Origin of the sequence: uncultured Sphingomonas sp. (assembly GCF_913778135.1) — a bacterium.
Classification (GTDB): domain Bacteria; phylum Pseudomonadota; class Alphaproteobacteria; order Sphingomonadales; family Sphingomonadaceae; genus Sphingomonas.
The window spans coordinates 1-14,116 of the sequence record NZ_CAJYVU010000128.1; the positions used below are offsets into that span (position 1 = coordinate 1).

The window sequence follows — 14,116 nt, forward strand, 5'->3', positions numbered from 1 at the left end:
CCGGTCGGCCGACGATCCGTCAAGCGGTCAGCAAACGCTTCTCGCCCGCCAGCCGCATCATCGCGCGCTGCAACTTCTCGAACGCGCGCACCTCGATCTGGCGCACACGTTCGCGGCTGACACCGTACACCTGGCTCAACTCCTCCAGCGTCTTGGGATCGTCGGTCAGGCGACGCTCGGTCAGGATGTGCTTCTCGCGATCGTTCAGGTCCTCCATCGCGTTGACCAGCATGTCGTGGCGCACGTCCGCCTCCTGCTGATCGGCGACGACCTTGTCCTGCAGTGGCGCGTCGTCCTGCAGCCAGTCCTGCCACTGACCTTCACCGTCCTCGCGCATCGAGACGTTGAGCGAGGTATCGCCGCCCATCGCCATGCGACGATTCATGCTGACCACGTCGGCCTCGGTCACGCCGAGGTCGGTCGCGATCTTCTGCACGTTCTCAGGCGAGAGATCGCCGTCCTCGAACGCATCGAGCCGCGCCTTCATGCGACGCAGGTTAAAGAACAGCTTCTTCTGCGCCGCGGTGGTGCCCATTTTTACGAGGCTCCACGAGCGCAGGATATACTCCTGGATCGAGGCGCGGATCCACCACATCGCGTAGGTGGCGAGGCGGAAACCGCGATCGGGCTCGAATTTCTTCACGCCCTGCATCAAGCCGATATTGCCTTCGGAAATCAGCTCGGAGGTGGGCAGACCGTAGCCGCGATAGCCCATCGCGATCTTCGCGACCAAACGCAGGTGGCTGGTGACGAGCTGTGCCGCCGCATCGGTGTCGCCGTGCTCCTGGAACCGCTTGGCGAGCATGAACTCCTGCTCGGGCGCCAGGATCGGAAATTTCTTGATCTCGGACAGGTAGCGGTTGAGGCTCTGCTCGCCGCCGAGCGCCGGAATCGTCGCCGGGACGTTGCTGCCTTTTGCCATGATCCTTTGTGTCTCCCTTTCTCGCGGAGAACGCGCCTTCGCTGTCCCATTGCGGTGCAGCACGCGTGGTCCGATCCTATACGTCAAGGCGCCTGAACAGTTCCTGCATGTCGGCGGGCATCGGACTGTCAAACGCCATTGTGGCGGTTGAAATCGGGTGAACGAACCCCAGTCGCGTCGCGTGCAGCGCCTGTCGACGAAAGTTCAGCGTGTCCAACACGCCCTTATGAGCCTGTTTTGTTCTGCCATACACCGGGTCGCCAAGCAAGGAATGGCCGAGCGATGCCATGTGGACGCGCACCTGATGCGTGCGGCCGGTTTCCAGCCGGCACTCGACCATCGCCGCATCACCTAGGTTGTGGAGCGTGCGATAGTGCGTCACCGCACGCTTGCCGCCCGCGACGATCGCGACCTTTTTGCGATTCTGGGGGCTGCGCGCGAGCGGGGCGTCGACGCTCCCTGCCGCCGGCATAGGCCGTCCCGCGACGATCGCATGGTAGCGCCGATCGATCGAATGCGCGGCGAACTGCTTCGCCAGCCCCTCGTGCGCGCGGTCGGTCTTCGCCGCGACCATCAGTCCCGACGTATCCTTGTCGATCCGGTGGACGATCCCCGGACGCGCGACGCCGCCGATCCCCGACAGGCTGCCGCCGCAGTGATGCAGCAGCGCGTTGACGAGCGTGCCGTCGAGATTGCCCGCCGCTGGATGCACCACGAGGCCCGCCGGCTTGTCGACGACGATCAGATGCTCGTCCTCGAACGCGACGACCAGCGGAATATCCTGCGCCTCGTTGTGCGCCGGGGCGGGGGCGGGCACGGCAACGCTGAACCGTTCACCGCCACGCGACTTGCGGGCCGGATCGCGTACCAGCGCATCGCCTTGCGACACCTGTCCGGCGTTGATCAGCACCTTCAGCCGCTCACGCGACAATGTCGGCACCGCGTCCGCCAGCGCACGGTCGAGCCGCCAGCCGTCGGCGGCGGGCGCGATCGTCGCTTCAATGATGGAAACCCCCCGGTCCATGCTGCATCCTAGATGGCGATGAAGGTGGAAATTTCAATTACGCTTCGACAACGAATCATCGATCACGCTCGGTCGTCGCAGATGGAGGTGTGCGGGCTGCTGTTGGGCGAAGGAGGGCGGATCACGGTGGTCGAGCAGTGCGCGAATGTCAGCAGCGCGCCGGCGACGCGCTTCGAGCTCGATCCCGCCGCGTTGATCGCGGCATGGCGCGCAGCCCGCTCTGGCGGGCATCAGGTGATCGGCCATTACCATTCGCACCCGACCGGCGACTCGCGGCCCTCGCCGACCGACGCGGCGGACGCGGCACCGGACGGAGCGATCTGGATCATTGTCGGAACGAACGAGGTGGCGGCGTGGCGCGCGGTGGATCGCGGCGCGCTGCACGGGCGCTTCGATCCGGTCGATCTGGTCGTAGCGGCCTGATAAGGTCGCATTAACCCTGCTTGCGCCGCTTTCGTGCAGCGGTCACAACGCCCCCATCAGTTCTGCGCATCCCGAGGATCATCAATGGCCATCAGTCCGGTCGATTTCGCCAGCCTGCTCTGCTCGCGGCTGTGCCACGACCTGCTCTCACCGGTGGGCGCGCTCAACAACGGGCTGGAACTGCTCGCCGACGAAACCGACCCGGCGATGCGCGCGCGTTGCATGGAATTGCTCAACGAGAGCGCGCGGGTGTCGGCCAACAAGCTCAAGTTCTTCCGCCTCGCCTTCGGTGCAGCAGGCGGCTTCGGCGAGCGGGTCGACACGCGCGAGGCGCAGGTCGCGATCGAGGGACTGCTCGGCGACAACAAGCGCCTGACGCTCAACTGGGTGGTCGAGCGCGCCGACCTGACCAAATCCGCGATCAAGGTGCTGTTGAATCTGTCGATGATCGCGGGCGATGCGCTGCTGCGCGGCGGGCGGCTGACGATCGGGGCGGAAGACAGCGATGGCCTGACCGAGATCGTGCTCCATGCGGAGGGGCCGCGCGTCGTGCTCGATCCCGAATTGCGCGCCACACTGGTCGACGGTGCCGCCGACGAAGCGATCACGCCGCGCGCGGCTGCTGCCTATATGGTGCATGCGATCGCCGAGGAGGCGGGCGGCTCGGTCGTGGTGAGCGACGGCGAGGACGGTTCGCTGATGTTCGGCGCGACGCTGCCATCTTCCCGCTGAAGGATTGCGAGGATGGGATCGGCTCCTAAGCCGCTCTTAACCTAATCGTGCCATGTCGGCGGCCGGGGACATCGAGGCCGCATGGACGATCTGCTGCAGGAATTCATTGCCGAGACGCGCGAGACGCTGGAAGCGCTCTCGGGCGAGATCGTCGGTTGGGAGCGCGATCCGAGCGATCAGGCGCGGCTGGGCGCGATCTTTCGCTTCGTCCACACGATCAAGGGAAGTTGCGGCTTCCTTGACCTGCCGCGTCTCGCGCGGTTGAGCCACGCGGCCGAGGACGTGCTGTCGGCGGTCCGCTCGGGCGAACGGCACCCTGATGCGGCGACCGTGTCGGCGATCCTCGCGATCGTCGACCGGATCGGCGAGATCGTCGAGGCGATCGATGCGGGACAACCGCTCGACGACGGCGACGAAGCGGCGCTGATCGCGCTGCTGGAGCCGGGCGTACGTCGCGAGGGTGAAGCTGCAATCGAGGTTGATGCCGAGGTCTCCGCCGTCGATGCTCCGCTTCAGCCCAGCCACTCCGCGCGCGCTCCGAAACGAACCGTTCGGCTGTCGATCGATCTGCTCGACCGGATGATGAGCGGCGTGTCCGACATGGTGCTGGCGCGCAACCAGGTGGCGCGGCAATTGCGCGATGCGGGCGACCCGAAGCTCGAGGCGACGCTTGAACGATTGTCGATAACGGTCGCGGAACTGCGCGACACCGTGACGCGCACCCGCATGCAGCGGATCGATGCCTTGTTCCAGGCGCTGCCGCGTATGGTGCGCGATACGGCGGCGGCGGTCGGCAAGACGGTGTCGCTGGTGATCGAGGGCGGCGACGTCGAACTCGACCGCGAGATGATCGAGATGCTGCGCGATCCGCTGGCGCACATGGTCCGAAACGCAATCGATCACGGGATCGAGGCGCGCGCCGACCGTGTCTTTGCCGGCAAGCCCGTGTCCGGCACCCTGCGCGTCGCAGCACGGCAAGCGGGCAATCTGATCGTCATCGAGATCGCCGATGATGGGCGCGGGATCGATACGAGCAGACTGGTCGAGAAGATCGTCCGCAACCAGCCGGGGCGCGCTGCCGAGATGGCAGGGTGGAGCGAAGCGCGCCGGCTCGAACTCATTTTTGAACCCGGCCTGTCGACGCGCGAGGAGGCGAGCGACATCTCGGGTCGCGGCGTCGGGATGGACGTCGTCAAGGCCAACGTCGAACAGATCGGCGGGCGCATCTCGCTCAGGAATGAGCCCGGCCGCGGCCTCGCCGTCACGATCGAGGTGCCGCTGACGCTCGCAATCCTGAACGCGGTGATCGTCGAAGCGGCGGACACGCGCTTCGCGCTGTCGCGGCAGGTGGTCGAGGAAATCGTCGCGGTCGAGAAAAGCGCGTTGCGGATCGAGCGGTTCGGGACGCACGCAATGGCGGTGGTACGCGGCCGCCGCATGCCGATGGTCGATCTGCCCGCGCTGCTGGGACTTGCCCGGCCCGAGTCGGTGGCCCTCGTCGCGATCCTGACGCTGCGCGAGGGCGTGTTCGCGCTGGGTCTCAGCGGCGTGGTTGAGACGCAGGAGCTGGTAGTGAAACCCGCCGTACCCGCGGTGATGTCGGCCGGCATTTATGCCGGGCAGATGCTGCCGGACGACGGCGTGCCGATCCTGCTGCTCGACGCGGCCGGCATCGCGGCGCGGGCGGGTCTTCGCTTCGAACGGCAGGAGTCCGCCATCGAGAGCGAGGCGATTGTCGAGGCGCCGCGGGCGCTGCTGTTCCGCGACCCCGACCAGCGCCGCCGCATGATCGCGGCCGACGCGGTTGGGCGGATCGAGCAGGTGCCGGCGGACGCGATCGCGCCGGCGGGTGACCGCTGGTGGGTGACGCGCGAGGGCGCCGCGGTGCCGCTGTGGAGCGCGCGTGTTGCCGATCCGGCGCAGGTCAGGACGATCCTTCGGCTGCAACTCGACGGCCGCGAAATCGGCTATCCGATCGCCGAGGCGATCGAGATCGTCGATCTGCCAGCCGAAGTCGTCAGCGAGCCCGGCGGCCCGACGCTCGTGATGCTGGGTGACGAGCCGATCGAACTGGTCGATCCACTCGCGCTCTTCGACCCGGAGACGACGAGCGGTGCACGGCCGTTGTGCCTGCTGCACGGCAGCGAGAGCGGCTGGATGGAGGCGTTCCTGCGCCCCACGATCGAGGCGGCAGGCTACCGCGTCGTGCGCGAGGCACGGCCGGGCACCGCCGTCGCGGTCGCATTGGCGATGGAAGAGGAGGCGAGCGGCGCGCCCGGTCATGTCATTCGCCTGAGCCGCCACGCCGGCACGGGCCTGTACCGCGGTGATCGCGCCGCACTGGTCGCAGCCCTGCAGGAGTATCGCGCATGAGCGAGGCCAGATTGCACCTCGTCGCGCACGTCGCCGGCCGGGGTCTGCTGTTTGACGCGACGCAGGTCGACTCGGTCGTGGACCTGCCCGAGATCGTGCCGACACCCGGTGCGCCCGCGACGATCCGCGGGCTGGCGGCACTGCGCAGCCGCGTCGCCACCGTGATCGAGACTCGGCGGGTGCTCGGGCTCGCCGACGACCGCGATGCGGGCAGGCGCGGCGTGGTCACGCTGGTCGACGGCCACCTCTACGCTGTTGCGGTCGACACGCTGGAGGACGTCTCCACGCTGGAGATTTCGCCGACGCCCGCGGGCATCGCGCTGGAAGGTGGCTGGTCGGCGGTACGCGGTATCGCGGACGGCGACGGCGAGACGCTGATGGTGCTGGACCTGAAGCGCCTGGTCGAACTGGCCGGCGAACAGACGGCGGAGCCTGCCCGTTAACGCGACACTTACGCCTGTCTGCCAGGGTGTTGGCCGAACCACGATGCGAGTCGAGTAACAGCATGAAAACCTGTCTGATCGTCGACGACTCAAAGGTCATCCGCAAGGTCGCGCGCCACATTCTGGAGACGCTCGACTTCGCGGTGGTCGAGGCCGCGGACGGTCGCGAGGCGTTGGGGCAGTGTCACGCGCACCAGCCCGACGTGGTGCTGCTCGACTGGAACATGCCGGTGATGAGCGGAATGGAATTCCTGCGCGCACTGGGCGACGAGACGCTGGCGAAGCGGCCCAAGGTCGTGTTCTGCACCACCGAGAACGGCATGGCGCACATCCGTGCCGCGATCGAAGCGGGCGCGGACGAATATGTCATGAAGCCGTTCGACCGCGAAACGCTCGAAAGCAAGCTGCAGATCGTCGGCGTCGCCTGAACTCCGATCCGGCCCTGCGGCATGGCATCGTCACCCTGTCTCGTACGCTCGGCGCCGTTCAGCGCGCAAAGGCCGCGCGTCATGATCGTCGACGATTCGGCGGTGGTGCGCGCGGCCCTGTCGCGGACGATCGTGGAGAGTGGACGCTATAGCGTCGTGGGAACCTGTGCGAGCGCCCTGGAGGCGCTGGCGCGCCTGCAGGATACCCGCGTCGACCTTATTCTGCTCGACATCGAGATGCCGCGCACCAGCGGACTGGCGGCGTTGCCCGACCTCTTGCGCATGTCGCGCGGGGCGAAGGTACTGATCGTCTCCGGTTCGGCAACGGCGGGCGCGGCGCACGCAATCGAGGCGCTGGCGCTGGGTGCGGCCGACACGCTGGTGAAGCCCGCCGCCGCGATGGGCTCGCGGTTCGGGGACATGTTGCTCGCGAAACTGGACGAGCTGACCGCCACGGAAAATGCTCCGATCCCGGCGTCGGGCGCGCTGCCGAGACCCGCCTTTCCGTTCGACGTCGTTGCGATTGGTGCCTCGACCGGCGGCATCCACGCGCTGACGACTGTGCTGCGTGCCGTACCGCCATCGATGCAGCGGCCGATCGTGATAACGCAGCATCTGCCAAGCAGCTTTTCGACCTTCTTCGCTGCGCAGATCACGGCCGTCTCGGCCCGACCCTGCGCGGTCGCGCGCGAGTGCATGCGACTTGTGCCGGGCGAGGTGGTGGTCGCACCCGGCGACGCACACGTCGTCGCGAAGTCGCTTGGCGACGGGACTGCGGCGCTTCGCCTGTCACGCGATGCCGCGGCGACCGGAAACCTGCCCGCAGTCGATCCGATGTTCGCGACGCTTGCCGCCATCTACCGCGAGCGGTTGCTGGCCGTAGTGCTGAGCGGGATGGGTCGCGACGGACTGGAAGGTGCACGACAGGTGCGCGCAGCCGGCGGCACCGTGGTGGTGCAGGACCGCGCCTCCTCGGTCGTTTGGGGCATGCCGGGCGCAGTGGCACGCGAGGGGCTGGCGCATGCAGTCCTTTCCCCGGATCAGATCGCCGGTTTCATCGCGGCGAACGGCCGATCATGAGCACGGCCGTTCGCATACAGCCGCCGAGCGCCGGTGCGACGACCGTCCTGTCGGCGTTGCTCGAGGCGCGTACCGGGCAGCAGCTCGCCGCCAACCGCACGTGGCGACTGGAGGCGGCGCTCGGGCCGTTGCTGGTCGAGCTGGCGCTGCCGCACGCCGACGCGCTGGTCGCACGATTGCTCGACGGGCAGGATCATCGCATCGGCGACCGCATCGTCGACGTGCTGCTCAATCATGAAACCTCGTTCTTCCGCGATGCCGGCGTGATCGAGAGCGCGGTGGAGGCGGTACGCGCCGCCGTACCGGCGGGAACGCGCCCCCGCATCTGGTGTGCGGCGTGCGCGACGGGTCAGGAGCCGTTGTCGCTCGCGATGCTGTTCGCCGAAGACGGCGGCATCGCGCCCGATATCCTGGCTACCGACGTGTCGGCGAGTGCGATCGCGCGGGCGCGGTCGGGCAGCTACTCGCAATTCGAGATCCAGCGCGGCCTGCCGATCCGCCGCATGATGCGCTGGTTCGAGAGCGATGGCGGCGACTGGAGCGCGAACAAGGCATTGCTGTCGGGCATCAGCTATCGCCGGCACAATCTGGCGACCGATCCGGTGCCCGGGCGCTACGACCTCATCCTGTGTCGCAACGTGCTGTTCTACCTAACGCCCGCGGTGCGGCAGATCGTGCTGGAGCGACTGGCGCAGGCGCTGAAGCCGGGCGCACTGCTTCTACTCGGAGCAGGCGAGACGGTGATCGGACAAAGCGAGCTGCTGCGGCCGAGCGCGGCGCATCGTGGTTTCTACGAGCGGGTGACAACAGGCGGGGCGGGTCTCTAGCCCACGCTTCCCTCGGTCGGACGCGCGCCCTATAGGCCGGCGTCGCAGCCACGGGGACAAGCGCGATGATGCAGGTGTGCGGGTGAAGGTCGTCGAGGCGCCATCGCCCAATTTCAACGCACGCACGCTGCCGATCACGATGCTGGTGCTGCATTATACCGGCATGGAGAGCGCCGAGGCGGCGGTTGCGCGGTTGCAGGAACCGGCAGCCGAGGTGTCGTGCCATTATCTGGTGCACGAAGACGGCCAGATCGTGCGCATGGTCGCCGATGAGCACCGCGCCTGGCACGCGGGCAAGTCGCACTGGCGCGACGTCGAGGATGTGAACTCCGCCTCGATCGGGATCGAGGTCGTCAATCCGGGACATGAGTGGGGCTATCGCGCCTTTCCCGATGCACAGATCGACGCGGTGATCCGGCTCGTCGCGCATCTCAAGGACAAATACGAGATCACCCGCGGCAACGTTGTCGGTCATTCCGATATCGCGCCGACGCGCAAACGCGATCCGGGCGAGCTGTTCCCGTGGGGCAAGCTCGCGCGACTGCGACTTGCGCTGCCGCGACCGACGAAGAACCTCGCCGATCCGTTTTGGAGCGAGGCGGGCTTCTGCCTCGCGCTCGAACGCTTCGGCTATGACGTGTCCGACCGGATGGCGGCAATCATGGCGTTCCAGCGGCGTTTCCGCCCCGAACTGATCGACGGCGAGATCGATGCCGAGTGCCGCATGATCCTGCTCGCGTTGCTGCTTCCCAAACCGCAGGGCGACGACTAGAGGCTCGTTGCGTCAGAGGGTCGGGCGGCCGCGTCGTGCAAACGTCGAGGAAAGTCCGGGCTCCGCGGAATAACGGTGGCGGGTAACGCCCGCCGGGGGTGACCCCAGGGAAAGTGCCACAGAGAGCAGACGGCCGTACTTCGGTACGGTCACGGTGAAAGGGTGCGGCAAGAGCGCACCGCGCGCCTGGTAACAGGGGCGGCACGGCAAACCCCACCGGGAGCAAGATCGAATAGGGGCGGCGCGGCACGTTCGCGTGCCAGGGTGTGTTCCCACCCGCCGCCCGGGTTGATTGCTGGAGCCCGCGTGCGAGCGCGGGCCGAGAGGAATGGTCGCCTATCCTTGCCCGCGAGGGCGGGGTGGACAGAACCCGGCTTACAGACCCTCTGACACGCATCTTCGCGGTTGCCCTCTGCGCCGCGCGGCCTATCTCGGGCGCTTCATGGCGCGTCACTTCACACGATCGAACGACTGGGGCTTTCCACGCTGGCGCGGCTACGGCAGCGGGCGCGCGGCGCAGACGGTCAGGCTGTGCGATCGTCACGGCTGCGAAGAACCGGGCATTTGCCCCGCACCCAAGAGCCCGAACAGCCCGGAGCGCTGGTATTTCTGCCAGACGCACGCGGCCGAGTACAACCGCGGCTGGAACTATTTCGAAGGTCTGTCGGCCGAGGAGGCTGCCGAGCGCGAGGCGAACGAACGGCGTGACGCGGGTGGCTTCGCGCAGTCGAAGCACCAGGCCTGGGCGGGGCCGGGCGACGGGACGCGTTCGCGCGACGAGATGCGCGCGCTCGACGTGCTCGAACTGGAGGTCGATGCTTCCTTCGATGAGGTAAAGCTCGCGTGGCGGCGGCTGGCGAAGTCGAACCACCCCGACGTGCGGCCGAACGATCCCGAGGCGGCGAAGCGTTTTCAGGCGATCCAGGCGGCGTACGAGGTGCTGCGCAGCGCCGAGGACGCGCGCACGTGGAAGCCGAACGAGGCGTGACAGGCTGCGATTGGGCGCCGGCATGAAGGACCATGTGCGCGCGCACTGGTCCGGCGCGATCCTGGTATGCGGCAAATGCTCCAAGAAGCTTGACGGCGGGTTCGGCGACAAGGGACGCACGCCGCTCGCCAAGGCGCTCAGGCGCGAGCCGGGCTTCGGCAAGGGACGCAAGGCTGGCATCGGCGTGGTGGAGACCAAGTGCCTCGGCATCTGTCCGAAAGGCGGCGTGGTCGTCGTCGACACGCGCGCGCCGGATCGCTGGCGGATCGTGGCCGAGGTGGCGGACGTGGCGCTGCTCGGCGACGAGTTGCGCGGTAGTGGTCGCTAATACCCGTCACGGTCCGGTTTTCTTCGCGCGCTGCGGTTGCGGAGGCGGCTTCGCTCGCACATGGTCGTCCCCGGGTGGGGAGATTGGAAATGCGAGGGCGGTTGCGGGTCTTGAGAGGGGTAATCCTGCTTGCCGGCGCGGCGATGGTCGGGGCCGCCGACGCGCCGCGCGATTGGTCCGCGACGCTACGCACCGACGCGCAGGCCTTCCACGATCAGGTTGTCGACGATCATCCCGGACCCTACAACCGGCTCGATCCTGGATTCTCCGTCGCGAATGATCGCGCGCTTGCGCTGGCGCTGACACGCGCGCGGCAGGTGCGCGACTATCCGGGGTATCTGTGGGCGATGCGCGGCTATGTCGCGCACTTCGACGACGGCCATGTCGCGCTCGACATCAAGAAGCCCGAATCTGTCGCGCTCGAATGGCCGGGGTTCCTGACCGGGTTCGATGGGGCGGGGCAGCAGGTGGTGCGAACCGTGGCCGAGGGCGCGGGATTGCCGCCGGTCGGAGCGATGCTGGTGGCGTGCGACGGCGTTCCCGCCGATGCGCTCGCCGCACGCAACGTCGGTGCGTTTCGCGGACGGTGGCAGCTTTCCAGCCAGCGCGCAACGCAAGGCGGACGGGTGTTTATCGACGCGCATAATCCTTTCATCACGCGGCCGGCGCGCTGCACCTTCCGACACGGTGGGCAGCGGCAGGACGTGACGCTCGCGTGGCGAGCATTGCCGGATGCCGAGTTCGACACGCGCTTCGCCGCGACCGCGCCGCGCGCGCGGCCCGCGATCGGCGCGCGGGTGCTGGCGGACGGCACGCGCTGGTTTTCGATCAGTGATTTCGACGGCGATCCCGAGGGCGCGACCGCGAAGGCGCTGCGACCGATGATCGCGGAGATGACGCGCGACCGTGCCGGCGTGGTGGCGGCGCCGCGGATCGCGCTCGACCTGCGCGACAACGGCGGCGGCTCGTCGCAATGGTCGCAGCACATCGCGCGCGTGATCTGGGGGCGGGCTGCGGTCGACAAGGCCGACGTCAACTCAGACGCGGTCGACTGGCGCGCGTCGGCGGGCAATCTGGCTGTGTTGCAAGGCTATAAGGCGCAGTGGCAGTCGTCGCCAGACGGCTCACCCGAGGCGATCGCCTGGGCGGAGAAGGCCGCGACCGGCATGGCACGGGCGCGGTCGCGCGGCGAGCCGTTGTGGCGCGATGACAGCGACGATACGAAGACCGAACCCAGCAGCGGTGCTGCGGTCAAGCCGCCTGCGGCCCGTGTGTTCGTGCTGACCGACTGGGGCTGCGGATCGGCGTGCCTCGACGCGGTCGACCTGTGGACGGCGCTGGGCGCAGTGCAGGTGGGGCAGGATACGTCCGCCGACACGCTCTACATGGACGTGCGCGAAAAGCCTTTGCCGAGCGGGATTGCTGAGGCCGTCGTGCCGATGAAGGTCTATCGCGGGCGCAAGCGGGGGTCGAACCAGCCGGCGATACCGCGCTATCGCTTCACCGGCGACATGCGCGACGACGCGTCGCTGGAGCGTTGGATCGCCGGTCTGCCGCGGAGCTGATCGGCGCACGCGCTCAGGCGTAACGCGCGGCGGTCTCGCGGATCAGCGCGATCATGTTGGGGATGCCCTGCGTCCGGTTGGAGCTGAGCTGTGCTTTCAGATTGAAGGGTGCGAGCTCGGCGTCGATGTCGGTCGCTAGGATCGCGGTGGGCGTGCGGTCCTGCACGGTCAGCAGCACCAGCGCAATGATCCCCTTGGTGATCGCGGCATTGCTTTCGGCGAGGAAGTGGAGCGTGCCGTCGTTCTGCGCGGTCGGGTAGACCCACACCGAGGCGGAGCAGCCGCGCACGAGTGTCGCCTCGGTCTTGAGTGCTGCCGGCATTTCCTCCAGCTCACGACCCAGTTCGACCAGCAGGCGGTAGCGGTCGTCACCTTCGAGGAACTCGTACTCGTCGCGAATCTCGGCGAGGGCGGTGGAGGCAGCTTCGGTCATATCAGCGGCGCTATCTTCTGCCGCGGCGTGCGGCAACCATGATGCGATCGTGACGGGGAGGGCACCCGCCGCGATCGTCACAGGTCGACGCCCGCCGCGATCGCCTCGAGCTTGCGGATACGTTCCTTCAGGTCCGCGATCTCGATCCGCGCGCCGGCGCTGGGAGCGGCAGGCGCGGTGGCGAGGTGATCCTGCGCCATCTGCTGGTGCTTGAGCTGCAACCAGCCGCGCCAGCCGTTCAGCGCGGCGAGCGTCAGCATGGCGAGCCCCGCGAGCGCGGCAGCGGCCATGGTCAGGTAGAAGTTCGGATCGGACATGGCGTTCATCTCCTCTCTGGTCGCCGTCGAGTCAGCGGTCGCGCAGCCGTGCGATCTCGCGATCGAGGTCGAGGCTGTTGTGGTTCTCGGTGATCACGCGTTCGAGCACCTGGACGCGCTGCTTGAGCTGGCGGATCTCCTCCTGCGCGTGGGTGACCTCGTGCGGTGCGGCCTGCGAACCGCTCAGCATGTGGTGGTTGCGGTGGCGGGCGGTTTTCGCGATGGCCGTGATCAGCACGATCATCACCACCATGAAAGCTACAGACCAGGGCATCGTCGTTCCTTGTTCTTGATAGGTGGCGTGGGTGTCGATCAGCGGTCGCGCAGCGCGTCGATCTCGCGCGCAGTGCGGGTGGCGGGGTCGGTTGCGATGCGTTCCAGCACCGCGATCCGCTCTTCGAGGCGGCTGACCTGTCCGGTCAGGCGCTCGTTCTCGCCGGAAAGCAGCGCGATGTTGCGGTTCGCGCCCGCGTCACCCTTGTCGATGTTGCGACCCCAATCGTCGCTGATCGAGTAGCCGTGCCTGGCGCGTATCCAGTTGTTGATGACCCAGGCGGTCATCGACATCGCGATGATCGACAGGACGAACCACGGACCGTGCATTGTTCTTCTCCCCTTCGTGCTCGCAGTCGGTCAGCGCAGGCTGTCGATCTCGTTGGCGAGCGTGCTGTTGCGGCTGGTGTAGTGCAGCTCGATGTCGGCCAGCCGCCGGTCGAGTTCGCGGAATTTCGAGCGGACCTCGGCGGTCGACCGCGTCGGATTGCTGCGCACGCCCTGCCAGAATTTCTGGTCGGCGCGGTCCTGATAAAGGTTGATCGGCTTCGCTTCCGCCATCCAGGCCACGACCCAATAGGCCAGGATGATCCACCATTGCTGCGCGACCACGGTCATCAGCACGGCGGCGACACGGACCCAAAGCACGTCGATCCCGGTGTAGTCGGCGATCCCTGCGCATACGCCCTTCCACTTGGCGTCCTGCTTATCGAGGTAGAATTTGGTGCGGCTGTCGGACATCAGTTCCTCCGCTCATACGAGGGACGCTGTTGGCGGTTCGACTCGAAGCGGGCGTCGCCGCCTTCGAGCCGGTAGTCGGGCTGGCCGCGGTAATCGGCCATGCCGGGGCGGAAATCGGGATTGTCGGCAGCGACGATCCGCTCGACCGTGTTGAGGCGGTCCTCGAGCCGGCGGGCGAGATTGTACATCTCGTCGAGCAATTGCTCATCCTCACCGGTGATCTTGGGCGCCTGCTTCCACTTGGTCACATAGTGCAGAACCAACCACGGCAGCGCGATAAACAGGGCCAGGATAGCGACAACAGGTCCGGGTTCCATCTTAGCGCTCCTTGTTCATGCGCGCCTTGAGCGCGGCGAGCTCGGCGTCGATCTTGTCGCTCGAGCGCAGTTCGTTGAATTCGTCTTCCAGCGTCTTGGGCGTCAGCCCCATCGCCTCGGCGCGGCCCTC

At 67.4% G+C, this 14,116-nt stretch carries 19 protein-coding genes, 1 other RNA gene and 1 pseudogene; 12 read left to right on the forward strand and 9 right to left on the reverse strand.

The features are described from left to right. Positions 1–19 precede the first annotated feature (19 nt). Positions 20–922: an RNA polymerase sigma factor RpoH gene (gene rpoH, locus QZ847_RS11710; protein WP_019516548.1), complete on the reverse strand. Its 903-nt coding sequence runs from the start codon at positions 920–922 to the stop codon at positions 20–22. A 76-nt stretch (positions 923–998) separates the two neighbouring features. Beyond that, the gene (locus QZ847_RS11715) at positions 999–1,946 is read right to left on the reverse strand and encodes an RluA family pseudouridine synthase (RefSeq protein WP_294356678.1); all 948 of its coding nucleotides are present in this window, start codon (positions 1,944–1,946) and stop codon (positions 999–1,001) included. Positions 1,947–1,958: 12 nt separating this feature from the next. On the opposite strand from QZ847_RS11715, the gene QZ847_RS11720 reads away from it, so the two are divergent. From QZ847_RS11720 to QZ847_RS11775, 12 genes are all read left to right on the forward strand, one after another. Continuing rightward, entirely contained in the window at positions 1,959–2,369 is a 411-nt protein-coding gene (locus QZ847_RS11720) for a M67 family metallopeptidase (protein ID WP_294356680.1), read from the forward strand. Positions 2,370–2,453: 84 nt separating this feature from the next. After that, positions 2,454–3,101 carry a histidine phosphotransferase family protein gene (locus tag QZ847_RS11725; protein WP_294356682.1) on the forward strand — a complete coding sequence of 216 codons (648 nt, stop codon included), beginning with the start codon at positions 2,454–2,456 and terminating at the stop codon, positions 3,099–3,101. Between the two features lie 81 nt (positions 3,102–3,182). Beyond that, positions 3,183–5,474 carry an ATP-binding protein gene (locus QZ847_RS11730; RefSeq protein WP_294356683.1) on the forward strand — a complete coding sequence of 764 codons (2,292 nt, stop codon included), beginning with the start codon at positions 3,183–3,185 and terminating at the stop codon, positions 5,472–5,474. Further along, on the forward strand, positions 5,471–5,917 hold the full coding sequence (locus QZ847_RS11735; protein ID WP_294356685.1) for a chemotaxis protein CheW: 447 nt from the start codon (positions 5,471–5,473) through the stop codon (positions 5,915–5,917). The genes QZ847_RS11730 and QZ847_RS11735 overlap by 4 nt, the downstream gene beginning before the upstream one ends. A 62-nt stretch (positions 5,918–5,979) precedes the next feature. Next, positions 5,980–6,345: a response regulator gene (locus QZ847_RS11740; RefSeq protein ID WP_093003331.1), complete on the forward strand. Its 366-nt coding sequence runs from the start codon at positions 5,980–5,982 to the stop codon at positions 6,343–6,345. An 81-nt stretch (positions 6,346–6,426) separates the two neighbouring features. After that, the gene (locus QZ847_RS11745) at positions 6,427–7,425 is read left to right on the forward strand and encodes a chemotaxis protein CheB (RefSeq protein WP_294356687.1); all 999 of its coding nucleotides are present in this window, start codon (positions 6,427–6,429) and stop codon (positions 7,423–7,425) included. After that, a complete protein-coding gene (locus tag QZ847_RS11750; RefSeq protein WP_294356690.1) occupies positions 7,422–8,252 on the forward strand; it encodes a protein-glutamate O-methyltransferase CheR in 831 nt (276 codons plus the stop codon). The genes QZ847_RS11745 and QZ847_RS11750 overlap by 4 nt, the downstream gene beginning before the upstream one ends. A gap of 82 nt (positions 8,253–8,334) precedes the next feature. Continuing rightward, positions 8,335–9,024 (forward strand): N-acetylmuramoyl-L-alanine amidase, encoded by a 690-nt coding sequence (locus tag QZ847_RS11755; RefSeq protein ID WP_294356692.1) that lies wholly within the window; start codon positions 8,335–8,337, stop codon positions 9,022–9,024. Between the two features lie 12 nt (positions 9,025–9,036). Continuing rightward, positions 9,037–9,418, forward strand: an RNA gene (gene rnpB / locus QZ847_RS11760) — RNase P RNA component class A. Positions 9,419–9,466: 48 nt separating this feature from the next. Then, positions 9,467–10,012, forward strand: a complete 546-nt coding sequence (locus tag QZ847_RS11765) for a J domain-containing protein (protein ID WP_294356694.1) — start codon at positions 9,467–9,469, stop codon at positions 10,010–10,012. A gap of 22 nt (positions 10,013–10,034) precedes the next feature. Then, positions 10,035–10,340 carry a (2Fe-2S) ferredoxin domain-containing protein gene (locus tag QZ847_RS11770; protein ID WP_294356696.1) on the forward strand — a complete coding sequence of 102 codons (306 nt, stop codon included), beginning with the start codon at positions 10,035–10,037 and terminating at the stop codon, positions 10,338–10,340. A 101-nt stretch (positions 10,341–10,441) separates the two neighbouring features. Then, on the forward strand, positions 10,442–11,905 hold the full coding sequence (locus QZ847_RS11775) for a hypothetical protein (RefSeq protein ID WP_294356697.1): 1,464 nt from the start codon (positions 10,442–10,444) through the stop codon (positions 11,903–11,905). A gap of 13 nt (positions 11,906–11,918) precedes the next feature. Here the strand turns inward: QZ847_RS11775 and QZ847_RS11780 are convergent, their stop codons facing one another. The 7 genes and pseudogenes from QZ847_RS11780 to QZ847_RS11810 form a co-directional block, all read right to left on the reverse strand. Continuing rightward, a complete protein-coding gene (locus QZ847_RS11780; protein WP_294356699.1) occupies positions 11,919–12,338 on the reverse strand; it encodes a SufE family protein in 420 nt (139 codons plus the stop codon). Positions 12,339–12,415: 77 nt separating this feature from the next. Next, the gene (locus tag QZ847_RS11785; protein WP_294356701.1) at positions 12,416–12,655 is read right to left on the reverse strand and encodes a hypothetical protein; all 240 of its coding nucleotides are present in this window, start codon (positions 12,653–12,655) and stop codon (positions 12,416–12,418) included. A 31-nt stretch (positions 12,656–12,686) separates the two neighbouring features. Beyond that, entirely contained in the window at positions 12,687–12,908 is a 222-nt protein-coding gene (locus tag QZ847_RS11790; protein ID WP_294190966.1) for a hypothetical protein, read from the reverse strand. 59 nt (positions 12,909–12,967) lie between these two features. After that, complete coding sequence (locus QZ847_RS11795) at positions 12,968–13,258, reverse strand: hypothetical protein (RefSeq protein ID WP_294356702.1); 291 nt, start codon at positions 13,256–13,258, stop codon at positions 12,968–12,970. A 30-nt stretch (positions 13,259–13,288) separates the two neighbouring features. Next, a complete protein-coding gene (gene pspC, locus QZ847_RS11800; RefSeq protein WP_294190968.1) occupies positions 13,289–13,669 on the reverse strand; it encodes an envelope stress response membrane protein PspC in 381 nt (126 codons plus the stop codon). Next, a complete protein-coding gene (pspB, locus tag QZ847_RS11805; protein ID WP_294356704.1) occupies positions 13,669–13,986 on the reverse strand; it encodes an envelope stress response membrane protein PspB in 318 nt (105 codons plus the stop codon). The genes pspC and pspB overlap by 1 nt, the downstream gene beginning before the upstream one ends. Before the next feature lies 1 nt (position 13,987). Further along, positions 13,988–14,116, reverse strand: a pseudogene (locus tag QZ847_RS11810) (phage shock protein PspA); the annotation flags it as partial.

Excerpts from the sequence above, each read along its gene's own strand:
- rpoH (WP_019516548.1), bottom strand. The coding sequence starts at position 922 with ATGGCAAAAGGCAGCAACGTCCCGGCGACGATTCCGGCGCTCGGCGGC.
- QZ847_RS11715 (WP_294356678.1), bottom strand. The coding sequence starts at position 1,946 with ATGGACCGGGGGGTTTCCATCATTGAAGCGACGATCGCGCCCGCCGCC.
- QZ847_RS11720 (WP_294356680.1), top strand. The coding sequence starts at position 1,959 with ATGGCGATGAAGGTGGAAATTTCAATTACGCTTCGACAACGAATCATC.
- QZ847_RS11725 (WP_294356682.1), top strand. The coding sequence starts at position 2,454 with ATGGCCATCAGTCCGGTCGATTTCGCCAGCCTGCTCTGCTCGCGGCTG.
- QZ847_RS11730 (WP_294356683.1), top strand. The coding sequence starts at position 3,183 with ATGGACGATCTGCTGCAGGAATTCATTGCCGAGACGCGCGAGACGCTG.
- QZ847_RS11735 (WP_294356685.1), top strand. The coding sequence starts at position 5,471 with ATGAGCGAGGCCAGATTGCACCTCGTCGCGCACGTCGCCGGCCGGGGT.
- QZ847_RS11740 (WP_093003331.1), top strand. The coding sequence starts at position 5,980 with ATGAAAACCTGTCTGATCGTCGACGACTCAAAGGTCATCCGCAAGGTC.
- QZ847_RS11745 (WP_294356687.1), top strand. The coding sequence starts at position 6,427 with ATGATCGTCGACGATTCGGCGGTGGTGCGCGCGGCCCTGTCGCGGACG.
- QZ847_RS11750 (WP_294356690.1), top strand. The coding sequence starts at position 7,422 with ATGAGCACGGCCGTTCGCATACAGCCGCCGAGCGCCGGTGCGACGACC.
- QZ847_RS11765 (WP_294356694.1), top strand. The coding sequence starts at position 9,467 with ATGGCGCGTCACTTCACACGATCGAACGACTGGGGCTTTCCACGCTGG.
- QZ847_RS11770 (WP_294356696.1), top strand. The coding sequence starts at position 10,035 with ATGAAGGACCATGTGCGCGCGCACTGGTCCGGCGCGATCCTGGTATGC.
- QZ847_RS11780 (WP_294356699.1), bottom strand. The coding sequence starts at position 12,338 with ATGACCGAAGCTGCCTCCACCGCCCTCGCCGAGATTCGCGACGAGTAC.
- QZ847_RS11785 (WP_294356701.1), bottom strand. The coding sequence starts at position 12,655 with ATGTCCGATCCGAACTTCTACCTGACCATGGCCGCTGCCGCGCTCGCG.
- QZ847_RS11790 (WP_294190966.1), bottom strand. The coding sequence starts at position 12,908 with ATGGTGGTGATGATCGTGCTGATCACGGCCATCGCGAAAACCGCCCGC.
- QZ847_RS11795 (WP_294356702.1), bottom strand. The coding sequence starts at position 13,258 with ATGCACGGTCCGTGGTTCGTCCTGTCGATCATCGCGATGTCGATGACC.
- pspC (WP_294190968.1), bottom strand. The coding sequence starts at position 13,669 with ATGTCCGACAGCCGCACCAAATTCTACCTCGATAAGCAGGACGCCAAG.
- pspB (WP_294356704.1), bottom strand. The coding sequence starts at position 13,986 with ATGGAACCCGGACCTGTTGTCGCTATCCTGGCCCTGTTTATCGCGCTG.